Below are 25,292 nucleotides of genomic sequence, written 5' to 3' on the forward strand. Positions count from 1 at the left end.
CACGCCGCCAGCGTTCGTCCTGAGCCAGGATCAAACTCTCCAATAAAGTGTTTGATTAGCTCGTTTTTGCACCTATGGTGCTTGTTTAACTGATTACTCAGTTCAGATTAACGTTGACGTTTTTTGTTCGTTCAGTTTTCAAAGAGCAATTTTATTAATATCATTCGCTCAGAAGCGACTTTATTAATATATCATTTCCACTAACTTTCGTCAAGAAGTTTTTATAAATAAATAATATCTTTAAAACTCTTGATGTCACTAACTTGCTGACTTGAATTATTATAGCAGGGATAGCGGTTGAATTCAATAGTAAAAACAATATATTAAAATAAATATTTTTCAACTTCATATAAAAAGAAAATGCTACGAAAAAAGACTCCTACTATTCAAAGGATGAATGTTTAAGAGTCTTTTCTTATTACTAATAGAGAGTATAGCTCTTTGTTCTGAATAAATTAAAAAGTTTATGTCAAAATAACTTCTTTAATAAATAACTCTCTCTCATTTTTCAATTGAATAATTTCACCTGATGCTTCTAACTTAACCATTGGCCTTGTAGGGGATTGTTCTTCATTAAACAACACTTCAGCAAGGTCCCCATTAGAAAGTTTGACTTTACTGCCAACTGAAAAATTAATAAGTCCACTTTCTAAAGCCTTAATACTGGCAATATCGAATTTCCCAAAACTCTCTCTATGAAATAATTCAAGAACTTTGAAGGGAGATTCCTTTTGGCGATACAATCTTTCAGATGTCATCGCATGAAAAACATCTGCTGTTGAAATAATTCTAGCAAACTTTGAGATTTTCTCACTCTTATATCCTAATGGATATCCACTTCCATCAAGACGTTCATGATGCTGTAAAATCCCAATTTTCGTACTTTCTTTTAAAGAAGCAATGTTTCGAACCATTTCGTAGCTATAGGTAGGATGCTTCTTAACCTCCCTAAATTCTTCAGGGGTTAATGCAGTTTTCTTATTTAGTACCGATGGGCTTACCCTCGCCATACCTGAATCACTCAAACATCCTCCTAATGCAAGCTGCATAACTTCACCTTGATCAAGTTGTAGCTTCTTTGCAATAAATGCTGAAAACAGTCCAACTGCAACTGGATGGTGATACATATATTCATCGGTTGTTGATAGATGGTATAACGAAAAAAGTTCAGATGTCTGTTTTCTATCTAAATAATCCACTAAAGGAACAATGGTTTCTCGCACTTCTTTAATATCAATAGGTGCTCCTGATTGCCATGATTGAAATTGTTTTTTATACTTAGCTACACTTTGTAAAAATAATTGAAAAAAGAAGGTGGATCGATTTTCTTTTACGAATACAGTTTCATCTTCAATCTGTATCGATTCTTTCACATTGATTTTTTCAATATAGACTTCCTTGATTTTGAATTCCTTTAGAATGCTAATAATTTCAAGTGTAACAACTGTATTTTTATTAACGATAGGGTAATTCGTTAAACTATATACATCATCAATAATCATTGAACCTTCTTTAAGTTGCTCGACTAAGACCTTCACCATCTACACCACCAGATTCTTCTATAATTTTTCAGTATTCTTATTTTACCTTAATTTACTAAAGAAGAGGACTACTATTTTGTAGTCCTCCTCAATTTACTCATTCTATAGAGTCATCTTCAGTTGTTTCAAGCATTTCTTCTGTTGCCTCTTCTAAAGGCTTTGCTGTTTCTTCCTCTTTATCTTCATCTTTTTCAACTTTCGCAACCGTCGCAACTGCTTCTTCTGCTGCTTCGTCGATACGAATAAGTCGGACACCTTGTGTGTTTCTTCCCATAGTTGAAATATCATTAACAGCCATCCGGATCAGAACACCACCAGTTGTGATTAACATGATATCTTCTTCTCCTGTTACAGCTTTCATCGAAACTAGAGAACCATTTTTATCCGTAACGTTACATGTTTTAATTCCTTTACCGCCACGACCTTGGATACGATATTCTTCCGCTGGTGTACGCTTACCATAACCTTTTTTCGTTACAATTAGGATTTGTGTATCTTCTTCAAGCACTTCCATCCCAACCACATGGTCTTGTTCACTTAAAGTGATACCTTTCACACCAGTTGCTGTTCTTCCCATTGAACGCACATCTGTCTCAGGGAAGCGAATCAACATCCCGTTTTGTGTTCCAATGATGATTTCTTTTGTTCCATCTGTTAATCGAACAGATATCAGCTCATCATCTTCTTTTAAGTTCAATGCGATCAAGCCGTTGTTTCGAATATGTGCAAAGGAAGAAAGAGGAGAACGTTTTGAAACTCCTTGTTTCGTCGTAAAGAATAGGAACCAATCATCTACGAATGATTCTACTGGTATAATCGCATTAATCCACTCGTCCTTTTCAATTCCAAGCATATTAATGATCGGAATTCCTTTAGCAGTACGGCTAAACTCAGGAACTTCATACCCCTTCGCTCGGTATACTTTTCCTTTGTTCGAGAAGAAAAGAACTGTATCGTGAGTTGAAGTTGTTACTAAATGTTCAACGAAGTCATCTTCATTCGTTCCCATCCCTTGAATGCCTCGACCACCACGTTTTTGAGAACGATAAGTGGATACTGGCAATCGCTTAATATATCCTTTATGGGTAAGTGTGATGACAATGTTTTCTCTCGGAATAAGATCTTCATCCTCAATCATTTCTAGGCCAGCGGATACAATTTCAGTTCTACGCTTATCGTTAAAACGCTCTTTTAGTTCAGTTAATTCTTCACGAATAATATTTAGTAGTTTTTCTTCATTCGCTAAAATCTCTTTTAATTCTCCGATTAAAGCAAGAAGATTCGCATACTCTTCTTCAATTTTCTCTCTTTCCAAACCTGTTAAGCGCTGCAGTCGCATATCTAAAATAGCTTGTGCTTGTTTTTCTGATAATTGGAATTTAGTCATTAACCCTTCGCGAGCGATATCAGCAGTTTGTGAGCTACGAATAAGGGCAATTACCTCGTCTAAATGATCCAAGGCAATTCGTAATCCCTCTAAAATATGCGCTCTAGCCTCTGCTTTACGAAGTTCAAATTCTGTTCTTCTTCTAATTACTACTTTTTGATGATCAAGATAATATTGTAAGCATTGCTTTAAGTTCAACACTTTCGGTTGCCCATCAACAAGTGCTAATAAATTAACCCCAAAGCTTGTTTGTAGAGCTGTTTGCTTGTACAAATTATTCAGTAATACATTTGCATTCGCATCTTTTCGAACTTCCATAACAATACGCATTCCGTTACGGTCAGACTCATCGCGCAAATCTGTAATGCCATCAATTTTCTTATCACGTACAAGCTCAGCAATCTTTTCGATTAATCGTGCCTTATTTACTTGATAAGGAATTTCATGCACAATAATAACTTCCTTACCGCTTGCTTTTTGCTCAATTTCAACCTTTGCACGAAGCATGATCGATCCACGGCCAGTCTCGTACGCTTTACGAATCCCACTTCTACCAAGAATTAATCCAGCAGTAGGGAAGTCCGGACCAGGAATGATATCCATTAACTCTTGAATGGTCATTTCTGGATCATGGCTAATTGCAAGTACACCATCAATGACCTCACCTAGTTGATGTGGAGGAATATTTGTTGCCATACCAACTGCAATCCCTGATGTACCATTGACTAATAAGTTCGGGAAACGAGCTGGTAAAACCTTCGGCTCTTTCTCTTCTCCGTCATAGTTCGGTTGATAGTCAATTGTATCTTTGTTAATATCACGTAAAAGTTCCATTGAAATCTTAGACATTCTTGCTTCTGTATAACGCATCGCTGCTGCAGAGTCTCCATCAACCGAACCAAAATTCCCATGACCGTCTACAAGCATATAGCGGTAGTTAAAATCTTGCGCCATTCGAACCATTGTTTCATAAACTGCCGAGTCACCATGTGGGTGGTACTTACCAATTACATCCCCGACGATACGAGCAGACTTCTTATAAGGCTTATCTGAATGCATACCTAAATCATGCATCGCGTATAATATTCTTCGATGAACAGGTTTTAAACCATCACGTACGTCTGGCAAGGCACGCGATACAATAACACTCATAGCATAATCAAGAAATGATTCTCTCATTTCCTCACTAATATTTCTATCTTTAATTTGGGACTTTGGCGTTTCAGCCATTTTCATTACCTCCCTCGTTTAAGGAATCACTTCAGCACATGATCCTTAAATGGTTTCATCGACCTTTAAAGGTTCGACTCCTTATGTACCTTTTTATAAAATAACGCTAAACAGGTTCGGAATACACATATACGTTCAATCAATACAAAATACCCGAAGGCTCCCCAGTAAAACACAGGGGAGCAGGTATCGCTTTAAATATCTAAATTTTTCACATATTGAGCATTTTCTTCAATAAAGTTTCGACGTGGTTCAACTTTATCACCCATTAAAATTTCAAATGTTTCATCAGCTTCTATCGCATCTTCTAAACTTACTTGTAGCAGAGTTCGTGTTTCAGGATTCATCGTTGTTTCCCATAGCTGATCTGGATTCATCTCTCCAAGACCTTTGTAGCGCTGAACATTTGGCTTTGGTTGAGCTGAGAAATTCTCTAAAACCTCGTCCAATTGACGATCATTGTATGCATACTCAATCTTTTTCCCTTGTTTCACTGCATAAAGTGGTGGTTGAGCTATATAAATATAGCCAGCCTCTAGAATTTGTCTCATGTAACGGTAGAAGAATGTCAGAAGGAGCGTACGAATATGTGCCCCATCAACATCCGCATCGGTCATGATAACAATCTTATGATAACGAGCTTTTGAAATATCAAAATCATCTCCGATTCCGGTACCAGCTGCCGTGATCATCGCTCGTACTTCATTGTTGGAAAGAATACGATCGAGTCTTGCTTTTTCTACGTTTAATATCTTCCCACGTAAAGGCAAAATCGCTTGGAAATGACGGTCACGACCTTGCTTTGCTGAACCACCAGCAGAGTCACCCTCTACGATATATAGTTCCGAAATAGCTGCATCTCTTGAAGAACAATCGGCAAGTTTCCCTGGCAAACTTGATACTTCGAGTGCACTCTTTCTTCTTGTTAATTCACGAGCTTTCTTAGCAGCTAACCGCGCACGGGCAGCCATTAGCCCTTTATCAACAATTTTCCGAGCAACAGATGGATTTTCTAGCAGGAAGGTTTCGAGTGCTTCCGAAAAAATTGTATCCGTTGCTGTTCGAGCTTCCGAGTTACCTAGTTTTGTTTTCGTTTGCCCTTCAAATTGAGGATCCGGATGCTTTATTGAAATGATCGCTGTTAAACCTTCACGAACATCCTCACCTGAAAGATTGCTATCGTTATCTTTGAAAATTCCATTTTTACGTGCATAATCGTTAATTACTCGTGTGAGAGCCGTTTTAAACCCAGATTCATGGGTCCCACCTTCATACGTATTGATGTTATTCGCAAATGAATAAATGTTACTCATATAGCTATCATTGTATTGCATTGAAACTTCAACAGTAATTCCATCACGTTCACCTTCAATGTAAATTGGTTCCTCGTGTAGAACTTCTTTCGAACGATTCAAATGCTCAACATATGAACGAATTCCACCTTCATAAAGGTATTCATTCATTTTATTCTCAACTCGTTGATCTTCAATCGTGATTTTAAGTCCACGATTTAAAAATGCAAGTTCACGAATACGATTAGCTAATGTTTCAAAATCATATTCTAATGTTTCAGTGAAGATTTCCCCATCAGGTTTGAACTTTGTTGTCGTACCTGTACGTTCTGTATCTCCAATAATCTCCAAATCAGCTTGAGGCACGCCTCGTTGAAATTTCTGATAGTGGATTTTACCATCACGATGGACATAGACCTCTAGCTCAGTCGAAAGAGCATTAACAACGGATGCACCAACACCGTGTAGACCACCAGATACTTTGTAGCCCCCGCCACCGAACTTACCTCCGGCGTGAAGTACGGTCATGATAACCTCAACAGCTGGACGGCCCATTTTTTCATGGATTCCTACTGGAATACCACGTCCATTATCAATGACAGTTACGCTGTTGTCTTCTCCAATTTGAATGTTAATCTCTGTACAATAACCAGCTAAAGCCTCATCAATACTGTTGTCGACAATTTCCCATACAAGATGATGTAAACCCTTTGCACTCGTTGAACCAATGTACATACCTGGTCTTTTTCGAACAGCTTCAAGGCCTTCTAAAACTTGTATTTGATTCTCATCATAGGATTGTTGCATTGCCTCTTGCTCCATTGTCACATCGATCACCTACACTTTCCAATATCCATTTGGGTTACTCTATTATTTGATGAAAGTATTCACTAGTTAGAAATCATATACTTTCGTTTGTAAAGCTCGCTTCTTCAGTGTGCTAGACGAAAGGGGAGAATAGTATACAATTTTCGTTGTCACAACAACTGATTTATAGTTTCCTTTTGCTAAATCGACACTTGATTGTCCTTGTTCAGTCATAAAATCACCTGATGATGGGTTTGCAACACTTTCTTTATCAATTATGGCGACAATTTCTTTCGTTCTCACGAGGACATCTTCACCGACATGGATATACAAGCTCTCACCTCATTCAATCAGATTCATACTTCCGCTATCTACTCGAAATGTAGCTGCTTCTTTTAATGTTTGATGATCAATACCATCTACATTAGTCGTTGTCACAAAGGTTTGTACCTTCCCTTGGATCGTATTCAATAAATGAGATTGACGATAATCATCTAGTTCTGATAATACATCGTCCAATAACAGGATTGGGTATTCCCCAATTTCGGATTTTATTAACTCAATTTCAGCTAACTTCACTGAAAGAGCTGTCGTTCGTTGTTGCCCTTGTGAACCGTATGTTTGAACATCTCGATCATTGACATAAAAAATCAAGTCATCTCGATGCGGACCAAACAAGGACACACCACGTTCAATTTCCTTCTTTTGGACCTTCATTGCCTTTTCTTCGTATATCTCTATCATTTTTGTCAAATCATGGTCTTCTGATACGTCTACTGAAGGTTTATAGTGGATTTTTAATGTTTCTAGGCCTCTAGAAATGCCTTTATGGATTGGAATCGCCCATTGCTCTAGTAAATTCAAAAACTCAAATCGTTTTACAATGATTTTAATCGCGCTTTCAATATATTGCTCGGTCAAAATTTCAAGCATTGTATAGTCTGATTGCTTTTTTGTTTGTAAAAGCTTTAAATAATGATTCCGCTGTTGAAGGATTTTTTGATATTGAGCAATATCATGAAGATAAAGAGCAGAAACTTGGCCAATTTCCATATCAATAAAACGACGCCTAATTTGAGGGCTCCCTTTAACTAGATGGAGATCTTCAGGCGCAAACATGACAACGTTCATATTTCCAACATATTGGCTTAACTTTTGTTGCTCAATATGATTACATTTTGCTTTCTTTCCTTTTTTTGAAATAACAAGCTGCATTGGCAATGGACCGTATTTTTTTTGTACTCTACCATCTATTTTAGCATATTCCTCGTCCCAGCGAATGAGTTCTTTATCATTTGACGTTCTATGAGATTTAGCCATTGCTAGAACATAGATGGATTCCATCACATTTGTCTTTCCTTGTGCATTTTCACCTAAGATGACATTGACTTTATTTTCAAATCGAGTTTCAAGCTCTTCATAATTCCGATAATTTTTTAATTGAAGCTGCTCAATGTGCATAATGCTTACATCCTTAATGATTCTTTATTATAAATGAACCGTGCTCTTGTATTTCTACTTGATCGCCGTCTCGTAGTTTTCTTCCTCTGCGTTGGTCTTGTTCACCATTTACTAAAACTTCATATTCTCCTAGAAACCACTTAGCCATTCCTCCAGATTGGATGAGATCAGCTGCTTTTAAAAATTGTCCTAATGTAATATATTCCGTTTCAATTTGTATTTTCGTCATATTCTCACCCATTCCTATTTATTGGAATATCCATACTTTCTTCACGAGTCTATTTATACTATCTAATATTTTATTGTACTAAATATTTGAAAGTTACACAAAGGGTTTTCCATTCGATTTCATTTTTCAACAAAGAGATAAGGTGCATAGGGGAGGTATAGAGAGTTATCAACTGTGGATATTTTTTTCATACTCAGAAAAAGATTAAAAATGAAAAGCCAAGTAGAATCTTTCTACTTGGCTCTTAATATAGATTAATACGTTCGTACTGGAAGTATCAATTGTAAAATCGATTCATCATGAAGAGGTTTAATAATGAACGGTCGCATTGCTCCCGTGAATTGAATCATAATATCTGTTGCTTCAATCGTTTTTAATGCATCAATCATAAATTTTGCGCTAAATGAAATTTTTAATTCTTCGCCATCTATTGATTGACTTTGAACTTCTTCGACTACTTTCCCGATTTCAGGAGTGTTTGAACTAATTTCAACAATTCCACCGGTTATTGTTGAGAATTTGACAACATTATTTCTGCCTTCTCTTGCTAAAAGGGAGGCACGATCAATTGCATGTAAAAAGTCTTTCGTATTTACAACAACATCGGTTTTTGACTCATTTGGAATCAATCGAGATGTATCAGGATAATTTCCTTCTAATAAACGAGAGAAGAATAGCAGATTTTCAGCTTTGAACAATACTTGATTATCAGTTATGACAATTTCTACGTTGTCATTATGATCATCGAGAATTTTGCTTAATTCACTTAAGCTTTTCCCTGGAATGACAACATTGTATGTTTCTTCATCGTTCATTTCAATGGCTGCTTTACGTAAAGCAAGACGGTGACTATCTGTAGAAACACAAGTTAACATGCCATTTTCTACTTTCCAATTCACGCCTGTTAGAATTGGTCTAGTTTCAGACGTTGATACTGCAAATACAGTTTGTCGGATCATTGCTTTTAATAGATCTGTTGGTATTTTAACAGAATTATTCTCTTCAATTTGTGGCAAATGCGGATATTCTTCAGCATCTAATCCATTTAAATTAAACTCAGATTTTCCTGATGTGATAACTGTTTGTAAGTGATTTTCCACTCGAATTTCTACAGTATCTGTAGGGAGTTTCTTTACAATTTCACTGAAAAATTTTGCTTGTAAAACAATCGCTCCAGTTTGTTGTACTTCAGCAATTATTTTGTCTTCTTCAACACTTGGGATAAAGGATTCAATTGAAATATCTGAATCGCTACCTGTTAATGTTACACCTTCATCTGTTGCAACAATCTTTATTCCCGTTAAGATCGGAATCGTTGTTCGACTTGTTACAGCTTTCATAACATCTTGAACAGCTTGTACTAATCGATCTCGTTGGATGATAAATTTCATTTTTCAATCCTCCGCAAATTATGGCTTATAATATATATTTTTTTATTTAAAAAACAGTAGAAGTAATAATAGGGCCTGTGAATATGTGGATAACTTAAACAAAGAATGGAAACACAGCCTATCCACATGTGGACAGACTGTGTGTAGTTCAGATGAAGTTATTCACATTATCCCTTTAATATTTCATTTAGTTCATTCAATTGTTTTTGAAATTGAGTATCACTTGATTGCAATTTAGAGATTTTTTCATGTGCATGAATCACTGTTGTATGATCACGTCCACCAAATTCTTCACCGATTTTAGGAAGGGAGAAATCCGTTAATTCACGCGATAAATACATTGCAATTTGCCTCGGAAAGGCTACTGATTTTGTGCGTTTTTTTGCTGTAAAATCTTCTAATTTTACACTATAGTAGTCACCAACGACTCGTTGAATCTCATGAATCGTAATGACTTTAGGTTTTGAGCTTGGAATAATATCCTTCAAAGCTTCTGCTGCAAGATCAGCATTGATATCTTTATTAATGAGAGAAGAATAGGCAACAACACGAATAAGTGCTCCCTCAAGCTCTCGAATATTTGAATCAATTTGATTCGCTATATAAAGCATCACTTCATTTGGTATATCTAAACCTTCTGCTTTTGCCTTTTTTCGTAAAATTGCTATTCTTGTTTCTAAATCAGGAGGAGTAATATCTGTAATTAATCCCCATTCAAAGCGAGAACGTAAACGGTCTTCAAGTGTAGGAATTTCTTTTGGTGGTCGATCACTTGAAATGACAATTTGCTTACTTTCTTCATGCAATGTATTAAATGTATGGAAAAATTCTTCTTGTGTTGATTCTTTTCCAGCTAAAAATTGAATATCATCAATTAGTAGAACATCGACTTTTCGATATTTGTTTCGAAATTCAATGGTTTTATTGTCACGAATAGAATTAATAAATTCATTTGTAAATTTTTCTGATGATAAATACACGACTTTTGCCGACGGATTATGCTCTAACACATAGTGACCAATGGCATGCATTAAGTGGGTTTTCCCAAGACCTACTCCTCCGTAAATAAAGAGAGGGTTATAAGCTTTAGCAGGGGCTTCTGCAACAGCTAAAGACGCTGCATGTGCAAATCGATTTCCTGAACCAATAACGAATGTATCGAAAGTATTCTTTGTATTTAACATGTTTAAGGGCATGTCTACTTGTTCTTCTGCAGGAACTCCTTTTTTATCTGGGAGTGGCATGTCTTGAAACTCTTCGTGTTGGTTTTGGGGAATAATAAATTTCACATTTAATTTTTCACCAGTTAGTTCGTCTAATAAATTTGAAATAAGTTCAGAATATCTTTCTTCAAGCCAATCACGGGCGAATTCATTCGGAGCTTTAATGACTAATGTATCCCCTTGGAGTGTATGTGCTTTCGTTGATTTCAACCAAGTATCAAAACTAGGCTTGCTAATTTTTTTTTCAATTTTAGCCAAAGTTTGATTCCAAAGATCCTCGATATTCTCCAATGTGTTCCCTCCTTTTCAAATTTTTATGTGTGAACGGTAGCTATATAAATGCCTATCTGTGGAAAAGTATATAATAAGGAAGTTTAGTCTTATTTCGACAGTATCCACTACTTGTGGACAACCTTTTGCAGAGTGGTGGAATAACCTGTCCACAAGTTATCCACATTGTGTGGATAATCAAGATATTCACAGTAAGTTATTAAGTGTTAAAACACAAATATGATAACAGATAATACTAGAGCTTGCAATGGTTTTTGCATTGTTATCCACAAGTGAAAATTGATGTGAATGTTTTTTGTCCACAGGTAGTGATTGTGTGAAAAACTTGTCTATATGTTGTGTGGATAGAAGGTTTTTATGTCGAATTATATCCACAAACGTTTATACGTACTTCCGAGCACTTTATTTCTATATATAAATGACGGGTTTCTTTTATAGAGATCTGTTCTAGTTAACTTTTTAAAGCATGGGCATAATTGGATGAGACTCAACGAATAAATATAGAAATACAAAAAAAATTAGGAAGATAAAAATTACCTAATGACATTTGCATAAATAAAGTGTAAAATTTTGTAGTGTTACTTTGATCATTCCATTTGTCATGTTGACAATTGTTTAGGTACATCTTTATAATTAGAAAGACTGTCTTTAATAGTTATTCCTCAGGGAGGTGTCATATAATGAAAAGAACTTTTCAACCAAACAATCGTAAAAGAAGTAAAGTTCATGGATTCCGTAGCCGTATGAGCAGTGCAAACGGACGTAATGTTCTAGCACGTCGTCGTCGTAAAGGAAGAAAAGTATTATCTGCTTAGGCCACTGAAAAGTCAGTGGTCTTTTTTTCAGATATAAAACATTATTTTGCTTATATTTCGTTCCGAAAAAGGGGATGAATGTTTAAAGGGAAATGTGTATGTTAAATCTGAACTTTTAGATAGGCTTTTTAATAAGTACCGCGAAAAAGCGTACGCATTTCGCTTTTCTTTTAGTAAAGAGGTGTAAATGACGAGTGAAAAAAGAATTTAGAGTGAAAAAAAATAAAGATTTTCAAAAGGCCTTTGAAAAAGGAAAGTCATTTGCCAATCGTCAGTTTGTTGTTTATTTGTTAAAAAAAGAAGATCAAGAGCACTTTAGAATTGGATTATCAGTGAGTAAAAAGCTTGGAAATGCTGTAGTTCGTAACCAAATCAAACGATATATACGCCAAGCGTTTCATGAAATAGAGAAGCATGTTAAACATGAGTACGATTTTATTGTCATTGCAAGGAAACCTGTAGCAACGATGGATTTTCATGAGGTTCAAAAAAGCCTGATTCATGTTTTAAAAGTTTCCAGAGTGCTCGACCGTAACTTTTCAATAGAGAAGCTAGAAAAAAACAATAGCACTTTATGAAATTAGTAGGTATTTGATTAGTAAGATGTTAAAATACAATACATATGGATGAATAATCTCTATTAAAATGTTTGTTAGAGATTTGAGCTTATATGCATTTCATTTTAAGCATATATTGACTTTCTTGGCATTAAGGAGGAAAAAGTAGTTGAAAAAGAGAATACCATTAATAATCGGTTTGGTTTTCTTAACATTGCTTTTAACTGGATGTACTGAATTCGATCAACCGATTACGAATGAAAGTGAAGGTTTTTGGAACGAGTACATCGTGTATCCGCTTTCTTTATTAATTATTAAAATTGCAGAATGGACGGGTGATGATTTCGGTCTGTCCATCATTATTGTTACAATCTTAATTCGTTTGCTCATTTTACCTTTAATGATCAAACAAACGAGAAGCTCTAAGGCTATGCAGGCAATTCAGCCAGAAATGCAAAAGCTAAGAGAGCAATACAGCTCTAAAGATCAGAAAACACAACAAAAACTTCAGCAAGAAACGATGGCATTGTTACAAAAGCATGGGGTGAATCCACTTGCTGGATGTTTCCCATTAATCATTCAAATGCCAATTTTAATTGGATTTTTCCATGCAGTTTCGAGAACGAGAGAGATTGCCGAGCATAATTTCTTATGGTTCGACCTTGGTGATCCAGATCCATTATACTTATTGCCTGTGATTGCAGGGATTACAACATTTATTCAACAAAAAATGATGATGGCTGGAACAGATTCAAGCGCAAACCCAACAATGGCTGCGCAAATGAATATGATGCTTTGGCTAATGCCAATTATGATCGTGATCTTCGCGATTAATTTCCCAGCTGCATTATCTTTATACTGGGTAGTAGGGAATATCTTCATGATCATTCAAACATACTTCATTAAAGGTCCAGATTTAAAAAAAGTAAAAGAGACTGAAAAAGCGGGAGGAGCGAAGAAGTGAGACAAGTAACTGCTACAGGACAAACCGTCAAGGAAGCAGTGGAATCGGCTCTAGCTCAATTAAACACAACAGAAGACCGCACAGAAATTACGATCATTGATGAAGGGAAAAAAGGAATATTAGGTATCTTTGGTTCCCGACCAGCAGTAGTGAAAGTCACAATAAAAGCAGATCCGATCGAAGAGGCAAAACAATTTCTCAAGAATGTAGGCGAGAAAATGGGTGCGCCAATTGACATCGAAGTCACTCAAGACGGTAAAAATGTCCAATTTATTTTAACTGGTGAAAAAATTGCTTTATTGATTGGAAAAAGAGGACAAACCTTAAATTCATTACAATACTTAGCACAGCTAGTCATCAATCGGTCAGCAGATCAATTTTACAATTTAATTATTGATGCTGAAAACTATCGACAAAGACGAAATGATACACTTGTTCAATTAGCTGAAAAGTTAGCTGAAAAAGCGGTTCGAATTGGTAGAGGTGTAACGTTGGAACCAATGCCGTCCTATGAGAGAAAGGTGATTCATACAGCATTAGCGAATCATCACCAGGTAAAAACATTTTCAGACGGCAATGATCCATATCGTCATATTGTGATCTCCCCGGTCGTGAAAAGAAAATACGACCGAAAATCTCAAGGGCATACATCTAAATAGCAATCAATTTTAAAAATAGTCCAGGTTCCTGGGCTATTTTTTTTAACTACTGGATGTGGATAAGGTTTTGTAGTGAAATGTTTCGTTTTATTGTTATTCACATGTGGATAAGTTAAAATGATGTCTAGTAATCCTTATAAATGTGGATAAAAACAAAAAGAAAAGTCGATAACTTTAAATAAACCTTAAGATTATGCTATTCTAATGTTTTGGGAAATAATTTTTGATTTTATATAAAATCGATTTAATAGATAAAGTACAAAATAAGAGAGGTGAAGGTAAATGGAGATGGATACAATTGCTGCGATCTCAACCCCGATGGGAGAGGGAGCAATCGCAATCGTTCGTTTAAGCGGAGACGAAGCATTTACAATTGCAGATCGTATTTTTAAAGGAATAGGTGGCAAACGGATCAAAAACGTTAACAGTCATACGATTCATTATGGACATATTGTTGATCCAAAGACTGAGCAAATTGTAGAAGAAGTCATGGTATCTGTCATGAAAGGACCTAAGACGTTTACAAAAGAAGATGTAATTGAAATTAACTGCCATGGAGGACTAGTATCTGTAAACCGTGTTCTCCAGCTTTTATTAAATAATGGTGCTAGGCTTGCTGAGCCAGGAGAATTCACTAAGAGAGCATTTTTAAACGGTCGCATCGATTTATCACAAGCCGAGGCTGTCATGGACTTAATCCGTGCAAAAACAGACCGAGCAATGAATGTAGCACTTGGACAAATGGAAGGAAGACTGTCGAAGCTTATTCAGAAGCTCCGACAAGAAATATTAGAGACACTTGCACAAGTCGAAGTAAATATTGACTATCCAGAATATGATGATGTAGAGGAAATGACGCATGCGCTCATGCTTGAAAAATCCTCTTATGTGAGAAAAGAGATTGAAATGCTTCTACGTACGTCAGAACAAGGAAAAATTTTAAGAGAGGGTCTTTCAACAGTCATTGTTGGCCGACCAAATGTAGGGAAATCTTCTCTTTTAAATAGTTTAGTACAGGAAAATAAAGCGATTGTTACGGATATACCAGGTACGACAAGAGATGTCATTGAAGAATATGTTAATGTTCGAGGAGTTCCATTACGTCTAGTTGATACAGCTGGTATTCGTGAAACCGAAGATATCGTAGAACGAATCGGTGTTGAAAAATCACGACAAGTACTAAAAGAGGCGGATTTACTGCTCCTTGTTTTAAATTACTCAGAGTCGTTTTCAGAAGAAGATCAAAACTTGTTTAAAGCGGTTGAAGGAATGAATGTGATTGTCATCATCAATAAAACCGATCTACCACAAGTAATTGACCTTGATGAAGTGAAGCAAAAAGCAGCTGATCATCCAATCGTTACAACTTCACTATTAGAAGACCGTGGTGTAGATGAATTAGAAGAGGCAATTGCTTCATTATTCTTTTCAGGTACGATTGATTCAGGAGACATCACCTATGTGTCAAATACTAGGCATATTGCACTTCTTAATCAGTCATTACAAGCGATCAATGAGGCAATACAAGGAGTTGAAGCTGGAACCCCGATTGATATTGTCCAAATCGACTTAACGAGAACATGGGAATTGCTTGGAGAAATTATTGGAGAAAGTGTTCATGAAAGCTTAATCGATCAACTATTCTCCCAATTTTGCTTAGGGAAATAGGAGCGTTAGCATAGATTTTAAAGGAGGAAAAAATGATGACCTATGAAGCTGGTCAATATGATGTAATCGTCATTGGTGCTGGGCATGCTGGTGTAGAAGCTGGACTCGCGGCTGCTCGACTAGGTGCAAAAACATTGATGGTTACGATTAATTTAGATATGGTCGCATTCATGCCTTGTAACCCATCCGTTGGGGGACCTGCCAAAGGAATCGTTGTACGAGAAATTGATGCCTTAGGTGGGGAAATGGGCAAAAACATAGATAAAACACATATTCAAATGCGAATGCTTAATACAGGGAAAGGTCCTGCTGTTCGAGCATTAAGGGCGCAAGCGGATAAATTTGCGTACCAGCATGAAATGAAGAAAACATTAGAAAATGAAAGAAACTTGACGCTGATTCAAGGCATGGTTGAGAATCTAATCATTGAAGATAATGAGTGCAAAGGAGTTGTAACCCAAACGGGTGCAATATACCGCTCGAAAACCGTTGTTATAACAACAGGAACATTTTTACGTGGGGAAATTATTTTAGGCGAACTTAAATATTCAAGTGGTCCTAATAATCAGCAACCGTCAATTAAGCTCTCTGAGCATTTGCAGGAGTTAGGCTTTGATTTAGTACGGTTCAAAACAGGCACACCGCCTCGAGTGAATAGTCACTCGATTGATTACAGCAAGACGGAGATTCAACCTGGTGATGATACGCCACGAGCATTTTCATATGAAACGACTAAATTCATTACAGATCAATTGCCATGCTGGTTGACGTACACGAATGAACAAACACATCAAATCATAGATGATAATCTCCATCGCTCTCCGATGTATTCGGGAATGATTAAAGGTACGGGACCGCGTTATTGTCCATCTATTGAAGATAAAGTGGTGCGTTTCAATGATAAGCCAAGGCATCAAATTTTCTTAGAGCCAGAAGGACGAAATACACAGGAAGTCTATGTACAAGGCTTATCAACAAGCTTACCTGAGGATGTACAACATAAAATTCTCCAAACGATTCCTGGTCTAGAGAAGGTGCAGATGATGCGTGCTGGTTATGCGATTGAATATGATGCAGTCGTCCCAACGCAACTTTGGCCGACTCTTGAAACGAAAAGGATTAAGGGATTGTATACAGCGGGACAAATTAATGGAACATCTGGCTATGAAGAAGCTGCTGGTCAAGGGTTAATGGCTGGAATGAATGCAGGATTACATGCATTAGGTAAGGAACAAGTGATTCTTAGCCGCTCTGATGCGTATATTGGTGTTCTAATCGATGATTTAGTCACAAAAGGAACGAATGAACCATACCGATTGCTAACATCAAGAGCAGAGTATCGTCTATTGCTACGTCATGATAATGCAGACTTACGTTTAACTGATTTAGGCTATAAGGTTGGTCTTGTTAAAGAAGAACGCTATCATAACTTCTTAGCGAAGAAGGCAGCGGTTGAAACTGAAAAAGAGCGATTACGTAGCATTATTCTAAAACCATCAGAAAAAGTTCAAGAGTTGATTCAGTCTTTAGGTGGAAGCGAACTAAAAGATGGCATAAGAGCCGCTGATCTGTTAAAACGTCCTGAAATGAATTATCTCCATATTGAACAATTGGCTCCCGCTGAAGCTGACTTAGATGCGGATGTAAAGGAACAAGTTGAAATTCAAGTGAAGTATGAAGGGTATATCGAAAAGTCACTTCAGCAAGTTGAACGATTAAAGAAAATGGAAAACAAAAAAATTCCTGATAACATTGACTATGATGCAATCAATGGCCTGGCTTCAGAAGCGAGGCAGAAGCTTAAGGAAGTCCGTCCGCTATCTTTAGCTCAAGCGACACGCATCTCGGGAGTCAACCCTGCTGACATCTCAATTTTACTCGTGTATTTAGAGCAAGGCAGAATTGCAAAAATCTCGAATCCATAATTAGTGGAGGAAGGTAAAAAATAATGAACACAGCACAATTTAAAAAGCTACTAGAGGAAAAGGGGATTGCTCTTTCCTCTGAGCAGCTTTCCCAATATGAAACATATTATCATACATTGGTTGAGTGGAATGAAAAAATGAACTTAACCGCAATTACTGAAAAAGAGGAAGTGTATTTAAAGCACTTTTTTGACTCATTAACTGCATCCTTTTATTATGATTTCACAAAACCACTTCATCTTTGTGATGTTGGTGCGGGTGCGGGTTTTCCTAGTATTCCAATTAAAATTGCTTTTCCGAACTTGAAAGTGACCATTGTAGATTCATTAAACAAAAGAATTGGATTTTTAAATCATCTTGCTAAAACTCTTGGATTAGAAGATGTGCAATTCATACATGATCGTGCAGAAACTTTTGGTCAAAATAAAGAATACCGAGAAACTTATGACGTCGTAACGGCAAGAGCGGTAGCAAGATTGTCTGTATTAAGCGAACTTTGCTTACCACTTGTAAAAGTTGGCGGTACTTTTGTTGCCTTAAAAGGTTCTAGTGCACAAGAAGAATTGGATGCTGGGAAGAAAGCCGTAACGACTTTAGGCGGGAAACTAAAAGAGACGTATACCTTTACACTCCCAGAGGAAGAGAGCGAAAGAAATTTATTAATTATTGATAAATTAAAACCGACACCTAAGAAATATCCAAGAAAGCCAGGGACACCTAATAAAACACCAATCGAATAAGTGTTAGTTATGGTATGATAGATATGACACTCATGTTTTGAAACCTATAATACGGGCAGGAATTGTCGTTTATATAGAGAATAAGTAATAGGAGTTTCGTAAAGGTGGTGCAGGGTGATGAAGCATTCTTTTTCACGCCTTTTTGGCCTAGGAGAAAAGGGAGATCAGGAGCAAGCACAGGAACAAGAACAAGATTTACAATTGGAGGACATAACTGAAAACGAGGAGATTAGGAAGATTCCAATCGATTCTATTATTCCAAACCGTTTTCAACCTCGAACCGTTTTTGATGATGAGAAGATTGAGGAGCTATCAAGAACGATTCATATACACGGTGTGATTCAACCGATTGTTGTAAGAGATTTCGAGCATAATCAATATGAGATTATTGCTGGGGAACGTCGTTGGCGTGCCATGAGAAAGCTAGGATGGACAGAGGTACCTGCTATTGTCAAAAACATGACAGATACAGAAACCGCTTCTGTTGCACTAATAGAAAACCTTCAGCGTGAAGAACTTTCACCAATAGAAGAAGCAATGGCATATGGAAAACTTCTAGAATTACATAATTTGACGCAAGAGGCACTTGCCCAGCGCCTTGGAAAAGGCCAATCAACCGTTGCTAATAAACTGCGATTATTGAAGCTTCCACAGGAAGTACAGGATGCACTTTTAAATAAATTAATTACTGAAAGACATGCTCGGTCGTTAATTCCATTGAAAAACCCTGAATTACAAGTAAAATTGCTTGTAGAGGTAATTGAAAAGGGGTTAAATGTGAAGCAAACTGAGGAAAGAGTTGTTAGGCTTTTAGAGGACAAGCAAGAAAAGAAAAAGCCACAGCGTAAAGCTTTTAGCAAGGATATGCGTATTGCGGTTAACACGATTCGTCAATCGCTAACGATGGTTGAAGATAGTGGAATTAAACTAGACTCTCAAGAAGAAGAGTTCGATGAATTTTATCAAATTACGATAAAAATACCAAAGAAAAAGTAGAAAGTATATGAACTCATAGATTAAAAGAGGTTCGGGAGAAAATTCCGAGCCTTTTTCTAATAAAAAAATGATGATTCATTTCAATTCATGATAAAATAGATTACGTGATTTGAATTTTATGAGAATGAATAGAGAGTAAATAGATTCATGAAATGTTGCCGTTTTTTTGCTAGAGAATCGTTTTCGCATACATAAAAAGGGCTTCAAAATAAGATTCCATACATGAAAGTAGGTGACGTCTTTGGGTAAAATTCTTTCCATTGCTAACCAAAAAGGTGGAGTAGGAAAAACAACAACCAGCGTGAATTTAGGTGCTTGTTTAGCCCATATGGGAAATAAAGTGTTGCTAGTCGATGTTGATCCTCAAGGGAATTGCACAAGTGGATTAGGAATTGAAAAAGCAGATGTTGATCAGTGTATTTATGATGTTCTTGTTGAGGATGTAGAGGCTAAAAAAGTGATTCAACCAACGTCGGTTGAAAATCTTTATGCAATTCCAGCAACTATTCAATTGGCAGGTGCTGAAATCGAATTGGTTCCGACTATTTCTCGTGAAGTTCGCTTGAAAAGAGCGTTAGAAGAAATAAAGGATGATTATGACTATATTATTATTGACTGTCCTCCTTCTCTTGGCTTGTTAACGATTAATTCTCTTACGGCTTCAGATGCGGTCATTATCCCTGTTCAGTGTGAATACTACGCTCTTGAAGGGTTAAGTCAGCTTTTAAACACAGTTCGACTCGTTCAAAAACACTTAAACCAAGAGTTGCGTATTGAAGGAGTCCTGTTAACAATGCTTGATGCAAGGACAAACCTAGGTATACAAGTAATTGAAGAAGTAAAAAAATATTTTCAAGATAAAGTATATAAGACGATTATTCCAAGAAATGTTCGGTTAAGTGAAGCACCTAGTCATGGAGAACCGATTATTAATTATGATGCGAAATCACGTGGAGCTGAAGTGTACTTAGATTTAGCAAAGGAAGTGGTTTCACATGGCTAAAGGACTAGGTAAAGGATTGAATGCATTCTTTAGCAATATCGATCAAAAAGAAGAAGAAGTAGTAACAGAAATCAATATAAAAGAGATTCGTCCAAACCCGTATCAGCCTCGAAAAACGTTTGATGACGTTGCGATTGAAGAATTAAAGCAATCGATCGTTGAGCATGGGATTCTACAGCCAATCATAGTTCGTAAAAGTATTAAAGGCTATGAGATTGTTGTGGGAGAAAGACGTTTCCGTGCGGCAAAGGCAGCAAAACTCACAAGTATTCCAGCTGTAGTACGTACTTTGTCAGAGCAACAAATGATGGAGTTGGCAGTGCTCGAAAACCTCCAACGGGAAGACCTGACCCCAATAGAAGAGGGTGCGGCATATGAGCTTTTGCTAACAAAATTAAAGCTTACACAAGAGGAGCTTGCGAAAAGGTTAGGGAAGAGTCGTCCGCATATTGCAAACCATATTCGTCTCCTTTCTTTGCCAAGAGATATTCAGGAATTGATTGGTGACAAGAAGCTAACGATGGGACATGGCCGAGCGTTGTTAGGGCTTCGTAAAAAGGATCAGCTTCCTGCCGTAGTAAAAAAGACGATTAAAGAGGGGTTAAATGTTCGACAACTAGAGCAATTAATTCAGCAACTCAACGAAAATGTTTCACGTGAAACAAAGAAGAAAAAGCAGAAAAAAGATGTTTTTATTAAAAAATATGAATCATCTCTTCGTGAGCGATTTGGAACTACTGTAAATATAAAGCAAACAAAAAACAAAGGGAAAATTGAAATAGAATTTTTCTCTAAAGATGATCTCGACCGAATCATTGAGTTGATTTCAACAGAAGCAACTGAAGATTGACCATCATTTGATGGTTATTTTTTTGCTTAGATCAAAGAAAGTAGGTGATTAAATATGATCTTACTCGGTGCAATTGTAAATGGTGCTTTAATTATTTTAGGGACATTATTAGGAAGATTATTTCAAAATATACCTGAGAAAATGAAAAATACGGTGATGTATGGGATTGGGCTAGCAGTGATGGTTCTAGGCTTGCAAATGGGGTTGAAAAGTGACAACTTTCTAATCGTCATTCTAAGCTTAGTGTTTGGTGCCATGCTTGGTGAATGGTGGGATTTAGATGATAAATTAAACCGAGTTGGTAAATGGCTTGAGCGAAAATTTTCAAAAAAACAACAAAAAGGGAGTTTCTCTCAAGGGTTTGTAACCGCAACATTGATTTTTGTTATTGGTGCGATGGCAATCATCGGATCTTTAGATAGTGGTATTCGTGGTGACCATTCTGTTTTATATACAAAATCGATCATAGATGGATTTACTGCACTTATTTTGGCGACAACTTTAGGAATCGGAGTAGCATTTTCAGCGGTCCCAGTTGTTCTTTATGAAGGCTTCATTACTCTATTTGCAGCAAATATTGACCGTTTTATCCCGAGTTTATGGATGGATCAATTTATTGTTGAAATGACAGCAACTGGAGGTATTATGATTTTTGCAATCGGGTTAAATTTAATCGGTTTAACAAAGATTCGAGTAGCAAACTTATTACCAGGAATCCTTATAACCGCAACAATTGTGACGATTCTATACCTTTACCCACTTTAAAAAACAGCTGCTCTGTTAACTATTTAAGATTCTAACTTTGCTTTTAATGGTTGCAATTGAATAGAGGATGGAAGCTGATTATATGTATAATTTGCTTTGTAAATGCCGTCAGCAATGACCTTAGCTATATTTAATACAAGATTGAGTCGCGTGTTTTGTAATACAAAGAATTCCATAAATCCACTCACATTCACAATGCCGGTAATATGCATATGTCCAACCTCAGGAAGTTCTTTGTTTACTCCTGCACCTGGCTTAACTGGGCCATTTGAAGACTGAATTTGGCCAACACTTTTTATTCGACCAAGGCAAGCATCAATGCCGATAATAAATGGGTTTTTATACATTTGCTTAATTTCGTTAAGTTTCTCATTTAAATTCACTGCGTGAATTGGATCTTCGAGTGTTCCGTAAACATGAAAAGCAGAGATTTTTTTGTCTTTAAGAAAAGTGCCAACAAGTGGTCCTAATGCGTCCCCAGTGGATCGATCTGTACCAATACAAATGACAATAATTGGACGTCCTTCACTTTGTTCTGGAAGCCGCCTTTGCATGTCAATTGCTAAAAGCGTAGCTGCATCGTTTTCTTCATGAGAAACTTTAAATGATGCAACGTCTAATTGCTTCAAAAAACTTGGCTTTAAACCCATACTATCTCTCTCCTTTTACAATGCATAAGTGTATTTTGTGACGAATTTATATCATGTTAAACTATGCGGAAGATTTTTAAGAAGCCTTTAATCGGACATAATAGGCTTATCATGTTTGTAACAGTATACGGAAAATTTCAAAAATCTATACGTATCTTTTATAATGAAACAAGAGTTAAATTTAATTTCTCGGAATATCTAAGAAAAAGGAGGCTAAAATCATTGGAAAAAACATTTGATTTACATGATGTCGTGGAGATGAAGAAGGCTCACCCTTGTGGAACAAATCGCTGGCAAGTGATTCGTCTTGGCGCAGATATTCGGATTAAATGTGAAGGGTGTGGACATAGTGTCATGCTTCCACGCAAAGAATTTGTGAAAAAGATGAAAAAAGTGCTTCCGACAAGCGAGTAGGCCATTCGCTTGTTTTTATATTGAAAAGTGATTTCATTGAGGCATTATCGTTGTTGTTTAGGCAAAAAAGCATGCCTACAATGTACACGTGTTTGATGATGATACTCGGTCGTCTTGCGCTTTTCTTGTATACTCACTATAATTGTGAGAGGTTATGACGAAAAATAAGTGACTTATATATAGAGTAAGAGGAGTGGAAGAAGGATGGCTTTAACAGCTGGTATAGTTGGTTTACCAAACGTAGGTAAGTCAACATTGTTTAATGCAATTACACAAGCAGGTGCAGAATCTGCGAACTATCCGTTCTGTACGATTGACCCTAATGTAGGAATTGTTGAAGTTCCAGATGAACGTTTACAAAAATTAACGGAACTTGTTCAACCGAAAAAAACTGTTCCAACTGCATTTGAATTTACAGACATTGCTGGGATCGTAAAAGGAGCAAGCAAAGGAGAAGGACTTGGGAATAAATTTCTTTCTCACATCCGTGAAGTAGACGCTATTTGTCAGGTTGTTCGTTGCTTTGCTGATGATAATATTACGCATGTATCTGGAAAAGTAGATCCTATTGATGATATCGAAACCATTAATTTAGAGCTAATTTTGGCAGATCTAGAGTCTGTAGATAAGCGAATTGCTCGTGTAGGCAAGCTTGCAAAGCAAAAAGACAAAGATTCTGTTTTTGAATTAGAGATACTTGAAAAGTTAAAAGATGCGTTTGAATCGGACAAGCCAGCTCGTTCTGTTGAATTTACTGATGAACAAATGAAAGTTGTAAAAGGAATGCATTTGTTAACGGTAAAACCGATGTTGTATGTAGCAAATGTAAGTGAAGATGAGGTTGCAGACCCTTCAGACAATGAGTACGTGCAAAAAGTACGAGAATTTGCGAAAAATGAAGGCGCAGAAGTCATAGTTATTTGTGCGAAAATTGAATCAGAAATTGCTGAATTAGAAGGCGAAGAAAAAGAAATGTTTTTACAAGAATTAGGAATCGCAGAATCAGGATTAGACCAATTAATTAAGGCATCTTACAGCCTTTTAGGTTTAGCTACTTACTTCACAGCTGGAGTTCAAGAGGTTCGTGCTTGGACGTTTAGAAAAGGCATGAAGGCTCCACAATGTGCAGGTGTCATTCATAGTGATTTTGAAAAAGGATTTATCCGTGCTGAGACGGTTTCCTATGATGATTTAGTTGCTGCTGGCAATATGAACGTGGCGAAAGAAGCAGGCAAGGTCCGTTTAGAAGGAAAAGAGTACATCGTTCAAGATGGAGATGTTATGCACTTCCGCTTTAATGTATAAAAAATTGTGAGAAGCTATTACACTGCATGATAGCTTCAGATTGGAAAAGGTCTCGTGGATTGTTCTACGAGACCTTTTGTTCTCTAAAATAGCTTTGTTGTATAAGCGCTGTCACATAGTGTGACAGCATTTTTTAATACACAAGGAAATTTATTTTAAATATCTGAAATTAAATTGAAATTATTTGAAATATTTGTTATATTCAAACAAAATAAAAAGGAGGGGGTTTTTTCAATTGCTAATCTATTTTTGAAACAGTTGTTTTTTTATTTGTTCATTATTTTAAGTCTTTGTTTAATTGCATTTTATCCTAGAGGTACCTATGTTGGATATGGCTTCTCAATTGATGATTATAAATTCAATCTAGCATATTATTTAATAACTATATGGCAAGAGAAGAGTTTAGGTACTTCTTTATATACTGGTGTGCCTTATATAACAGAAATATCAAATGGAATCTCTGAAACCCTTACCGTATTATTGCCTGCTTTTTTCATTTGTGTTTTATTAGGTATTCTTAAGGGAGTGTTTGATTATCGAAATCGCTCGAATAAGAAAAACATCTTGGGCAATGGTACAACAGCATTTTTTCAATCTGTGCCAGATTTCTTTTTAGTCGTATGTGTTATTTGGGGAAGCACGCTTCTTTTCCCAGAACTACGATTATTAAGTCAAAATACGAGCTATCATTATGTTTTACCAATCATACTCGTGTCCCTATATCCTTTGCTATATACAGCAAGGATAACAAGTTCGGCGTTAGCGAATGAAGATGGACAATATTATATTTTGGTTGCTCGTGCCAAAGGATTTAATGAAAGAAAAGTTGTTTATCGACATATTTTAAGAAATGCACTCAATACGGTATTGACTCATATGCCCACTATCATGGTTCATTTATTAACAGGGCTATTCATTGTTGAATATTTATTGGCGAGGAATGGGCTAACTTATCGTATGTTTAGTTCCATTGGATTTACGAATCATCCTACACTTGGCCTTCAAATAGGGCATTCCGAGCCAATTATTATTATAGGAATTGGAATTATTTTCATCGGATTTGTTGTGTTTGCACAATTATTTGGACTATTGATTAAGAGAGTACTACGGATTGGACAAGGAGGTTAAT

Annotated in this window: 23 protein-coding genes; 14 read left to right on the top strand and 9 right to left on the bottom strand. The window is 36.5% G+C overall.

The annotated features are described in order from the left end of the window. Positions 1-464: 464 nt before the first annotated feature. The 8 genes from AC6F34_RS06325 to dnaA form a co-directional block, all read right to left on the bottom strand. On the bottom strand, positions 465-1,541 hold the full coding sequence (locus AC6F34_RS06325) for an HD-GYP domain-containing protein (RefSeq protein WP_500770181.1): 1,077 nt from the start codon (positions 1,539-1,541) through the stop codon (positions 465-467). Positions 1,542-1,638: 97 nt separating this feature from the next. Next, positions 1,639-4,158 carry a DNA gyrase subunit A gene (gene gyrA, locus AC6F34_RS06330; RefSeq protein ID WP_500770183.1) on the bottom strand — a complete coding sequence of 840 codons (2,520 nt, stop codon included), beginning with the start codon at positions 4,156-4,158 and terminating at the stop codon, positions 1,639-1,641. Positions 4,159-4,352: 194 nt separating this feature from the next. Continuing rightward, positions 4,353-6,272 carry a DNA topoisomerase (ATP-hydrolyzing) subunit B gene (gene gyrB, locus AC6F34_RS06335; RefSeq protein ID WP_500770949.1) on the bottom strand — a complete coding sequence of 640 codons (1,920 nt, stop codon included), beginning with the start codon at positions 6,270-6,272 and terminating at the stop codon, positions 4,353-4,355. Between the two features lie 72 nt (positions 6,273-6,344). Continuing rightward, the gene (remB, locus tag AC6F34_RS06340) at positions 6,345-6,590 is read right to left on the bottom strand and encodes an extracellular matrix regulator RemB (protein ID WP_500770185.1); all 246 of its coding nucleotides are present in this window, start codon (positions 6,588-6,590) and stop codon (positions 6,345-6,347) included. A gap of 9 nt (positions 6,591-6,599) precedes the next feature. Next, positions 6,600-7,718, bottom strand: a complete 1,119-nt coding sequence (gene recF, locus AC6F34_RS06345; RefSeq protein WP_500770187.1) for a DNA replication/repair protein RecF — start codon at positions 7,716-7,718, stop codon at positions 6,600-6,602. Positions 7,719-7,731: 13 nt separating this feature from the next. After that, entirely contained in the window at positions 7,732-7,947 is a 216-nt protein-coding gene (gene rlbA, locus AC6F34_RS06350; RefSeq protein ID WP_500770189.1) for a ribosome maturation protein RlbA, read from the bottom strand. A gap of 254 nt (positions 7,948-8,201) precedes the next feature. Continuing rightward, positions 8,202-9,338, bottom strand: coding sequence for a DNA polymerase III subunit beta (dnaN, locus tag AC6F34_RS06355; protein ID WP_500770191.1), 1,137 nt, complete (start codon positions 9,336-9,338; stop codon positions 8,202-8,204). A 167-nt stretch (positions 9,339-9,505) separates the two neighbouring features. Next, entirely contained in the window at positions 9,506-10,852 is a 1,347-nt protein-coding gene (gene dnaA, locus AC6F34_RS06360) for a chromosomal replication initiator protein DnaA (protein ID WP_500770193.1), read from the bottom strand. Between the two features lie 680 nt (positions 10,853-11,532). On the opposite strand from dnaA, the gene rpmH reads away from it, so the two are divergent. The 11 genes from rpmH to AC6F34_RS06415 all read left to right on the top strand — a co-directional run bounded on the left by rpmH (position 11,533) and on the right by AC6F34_RS06415 (position 21,794). Next, positions 11,533-11,667 carry a 50S ribosomal protein L34 gene (rpmH, locus tag AC6F34_RS06365; protein ID WP_500770195.1) on the top strand — a complete coding sequence of 45 codons (135 nt, stop codon included), beginning with the start codon at positions 11,533-11,535 and terminating at the stop codon, positions 11,665-11,667. Between the two features lie 194 nt (positions 11,668-11,861). Further along, positions 11,862-12,245, top strand: a complete 384-nt coding sequence (gene rnpA / locus AC6F34_RS06370; RefSeq protein WP_500770197.1) for a ribonuclease P protein component — start codon at positions 11,862-11,864, stop codon at positions 12,243-12,245. 148 nt (positions 12,246-12,393) lie between these two features. Further along, positions 12,394-13,188, top strand: a complete 795-nt coding sequence (gene spoIIIJ, locus AC6F34_RS06375) for a YidC family membrane integrase SpoIIIJ (RefSeq protein WP_500770199.1) — start codon at positions 12,394-12,396, stop codon at positions 13,186-13,188. Further along, the gene (gene jag / locus AC6F34_RS06380; RefSeq protein WP_500770201.1) at positions 13,185-13,847 is read left to right on the top strand and encodes an RNA-binding cell elongation regulator Jag/EloR; all 663 of its coding nucleotides are present in this window, start codon (positions 13,185-13,187) and stop codon (positions 13,845-13,847) included. The genes spoIIIJ and jag overlap by 4 nt, the downstream gene beginning before the upstream one ends. 282 nt (positions 13,848-14,129) lie before the next feature. Next, entirely contained in the window at positions 14,130-15,515 is a 1,386-nt protein-coding gene (mnmE, locus tag AC6F34_RS06385) for a tRNA uridine-5-carboxymethylaminomethyl(34) synthesis GTPase MnmE (protein ID WP_500770203.1), read from the top strand. 35 nt (positions 15,516-15,550) lie between these two features. Beyond that, entirely contained in the window at positions 15,551-17,440 is a 1,890-nt protein-coding gene (gene mnmG / locus AC6F34_RS06390; protein WP_500770951.1) for a tRNA uridine-5-carboxymethylaminomethyl(34) synthesis enzyme MnmG, read from the top strand. 23 nt (positions 17,441-17,463) lie between these two features. Further along, the gene (gene rsmG / locus AC6F34_RS06395; protein WP_500770205.1) at positions 17,464-18,180 is read left to right on the top strand and encodes a 16S rRNA (guanine(527)-N(7))-methyltransferase RsmG; all 717 of its coding nucleotides are present in this window, start codon (positions 17,464-17,466) and stop codon (positions 18,178-18,180) included. Positions 18,181-18,297: 117 nt separating this feature from the next. After that, on the top strand, positions 18,298-19,176 hold the full coding sequence (gene noc / locus AC6F34_RS06400) for a nucleoid occlusion protein (RefSeq protein ID WP_500770207.1): 879 nt from the start codon (positions 18,298-18,300) through the stop codon (positions 19,174-19,176). 241 nt (positions 19,177-19,417) lie between these two features. Beyond that, positions 19,418-20,179 carry a ParA family protein gene (locus tag AC6F34_RS06405; RefSeq protein WP_500770209.1) on the top strand — a complete coding sequence of 254 codons (762 nt, stop codon included), beginning with the start codon at positions 19,418-19,420 and terminating at the stop codon, positions 20,177-20,179. Next, the gene (locus AC6F34_RS06410) at positions 20,172-21,029 is read left to right on the top strand and encodes a ParB/RepB/Spo0J family partition protein (protein ID WP_500770211.1); all 858 of its coding nucleotides are present in this window, start codon (positions 20,172-20,174) and stop codon (positions 21,027-21,029) included. The genes AC6F34_RS06405 and AC6F34_RS06410 overlap by 8 nt, the downstream gene beginning before the upstream one ends. A gap of 54 nt (positions 21,030-21,083) precedes the next feature. Next, positions 21,084-21,794 (top strand): DUF554 domain-containing protein, encoded by a 711-nt coding sequence (locus AC6F34_RS06415; RefSeq protein WP_500770213.1) that lies wholly within the window; start codon positions 21,084-21,086, stop codon positions 21,792-21,794. 23 nt (positions 21,795-21,817) lie between these two features. Here the strand turns inward: AC6F34_RS06415 and yyaC are convergent, their stop codons facing one another. Next, positions 21,818-22,444 (bottom strand): spore protease YyaC, encoded by a 627-nt coding sequence (gene yyaC, locus AC6F34_RS06420; RefSeq protein WP_500770215.1) that lies wholly within the window; start codon positions 22,442-22,444, stop codon positions 21,818-21,820. 222 nt (positions 22,445-22,666) lie between these two features. On the opposite strand from yyaC, the gene AC6F34_RS06425 reads away from it, so the two are divergent. The 3 genes from AC6F34_RS06425 to AC6F34_RS06435 all read left to right on the top strand — a co-directional run bounded on the left by AC6F34_RS06425 (position 22,667) and on the right by AC6F34_RS06435 (position 25,291). Continuing rightward, entirely contained in the window at positions 22,667-22,858 is a 192-nt protein-coding gene (locus AC6F34_RS06425; RefSeq protein WP_500770217.1) for a DUF951 domain-containing protein, read from the top strand. A gap of 204 nt (positions 22,859-23,062) precedes the next feature. After that, a complete protein-coding gene (gene ychF / locus AC6F34_RS06430; RefSeq protein ID WP_500770219.1) occupies positions 23,063-24,163 on the top strand; it encodes a redox-regulated ATPase YchF in 1,101 nt (366 codons plus the stop codon). A gap of 270 nt (positions 24,164-24,433) precedes the next feature. Then, the gene (locus AC6F34_RS06435) at positions 24,434-25,291 is read left to right on the top strand and encodes an ABC transporter permease subunit (RefSeq protein ID WP_500770221.1); all 858 of its coding nucleotides are present in this window, start codon (positions 24,434-24,436) and stop codon (positions 25,289-25,291) included. Position 25,292: the final 1 nt, after the last annotated feature.

The sequence above is a fragment of the Niallia sp. CD-39 genome (assembly GCF_059874745.1).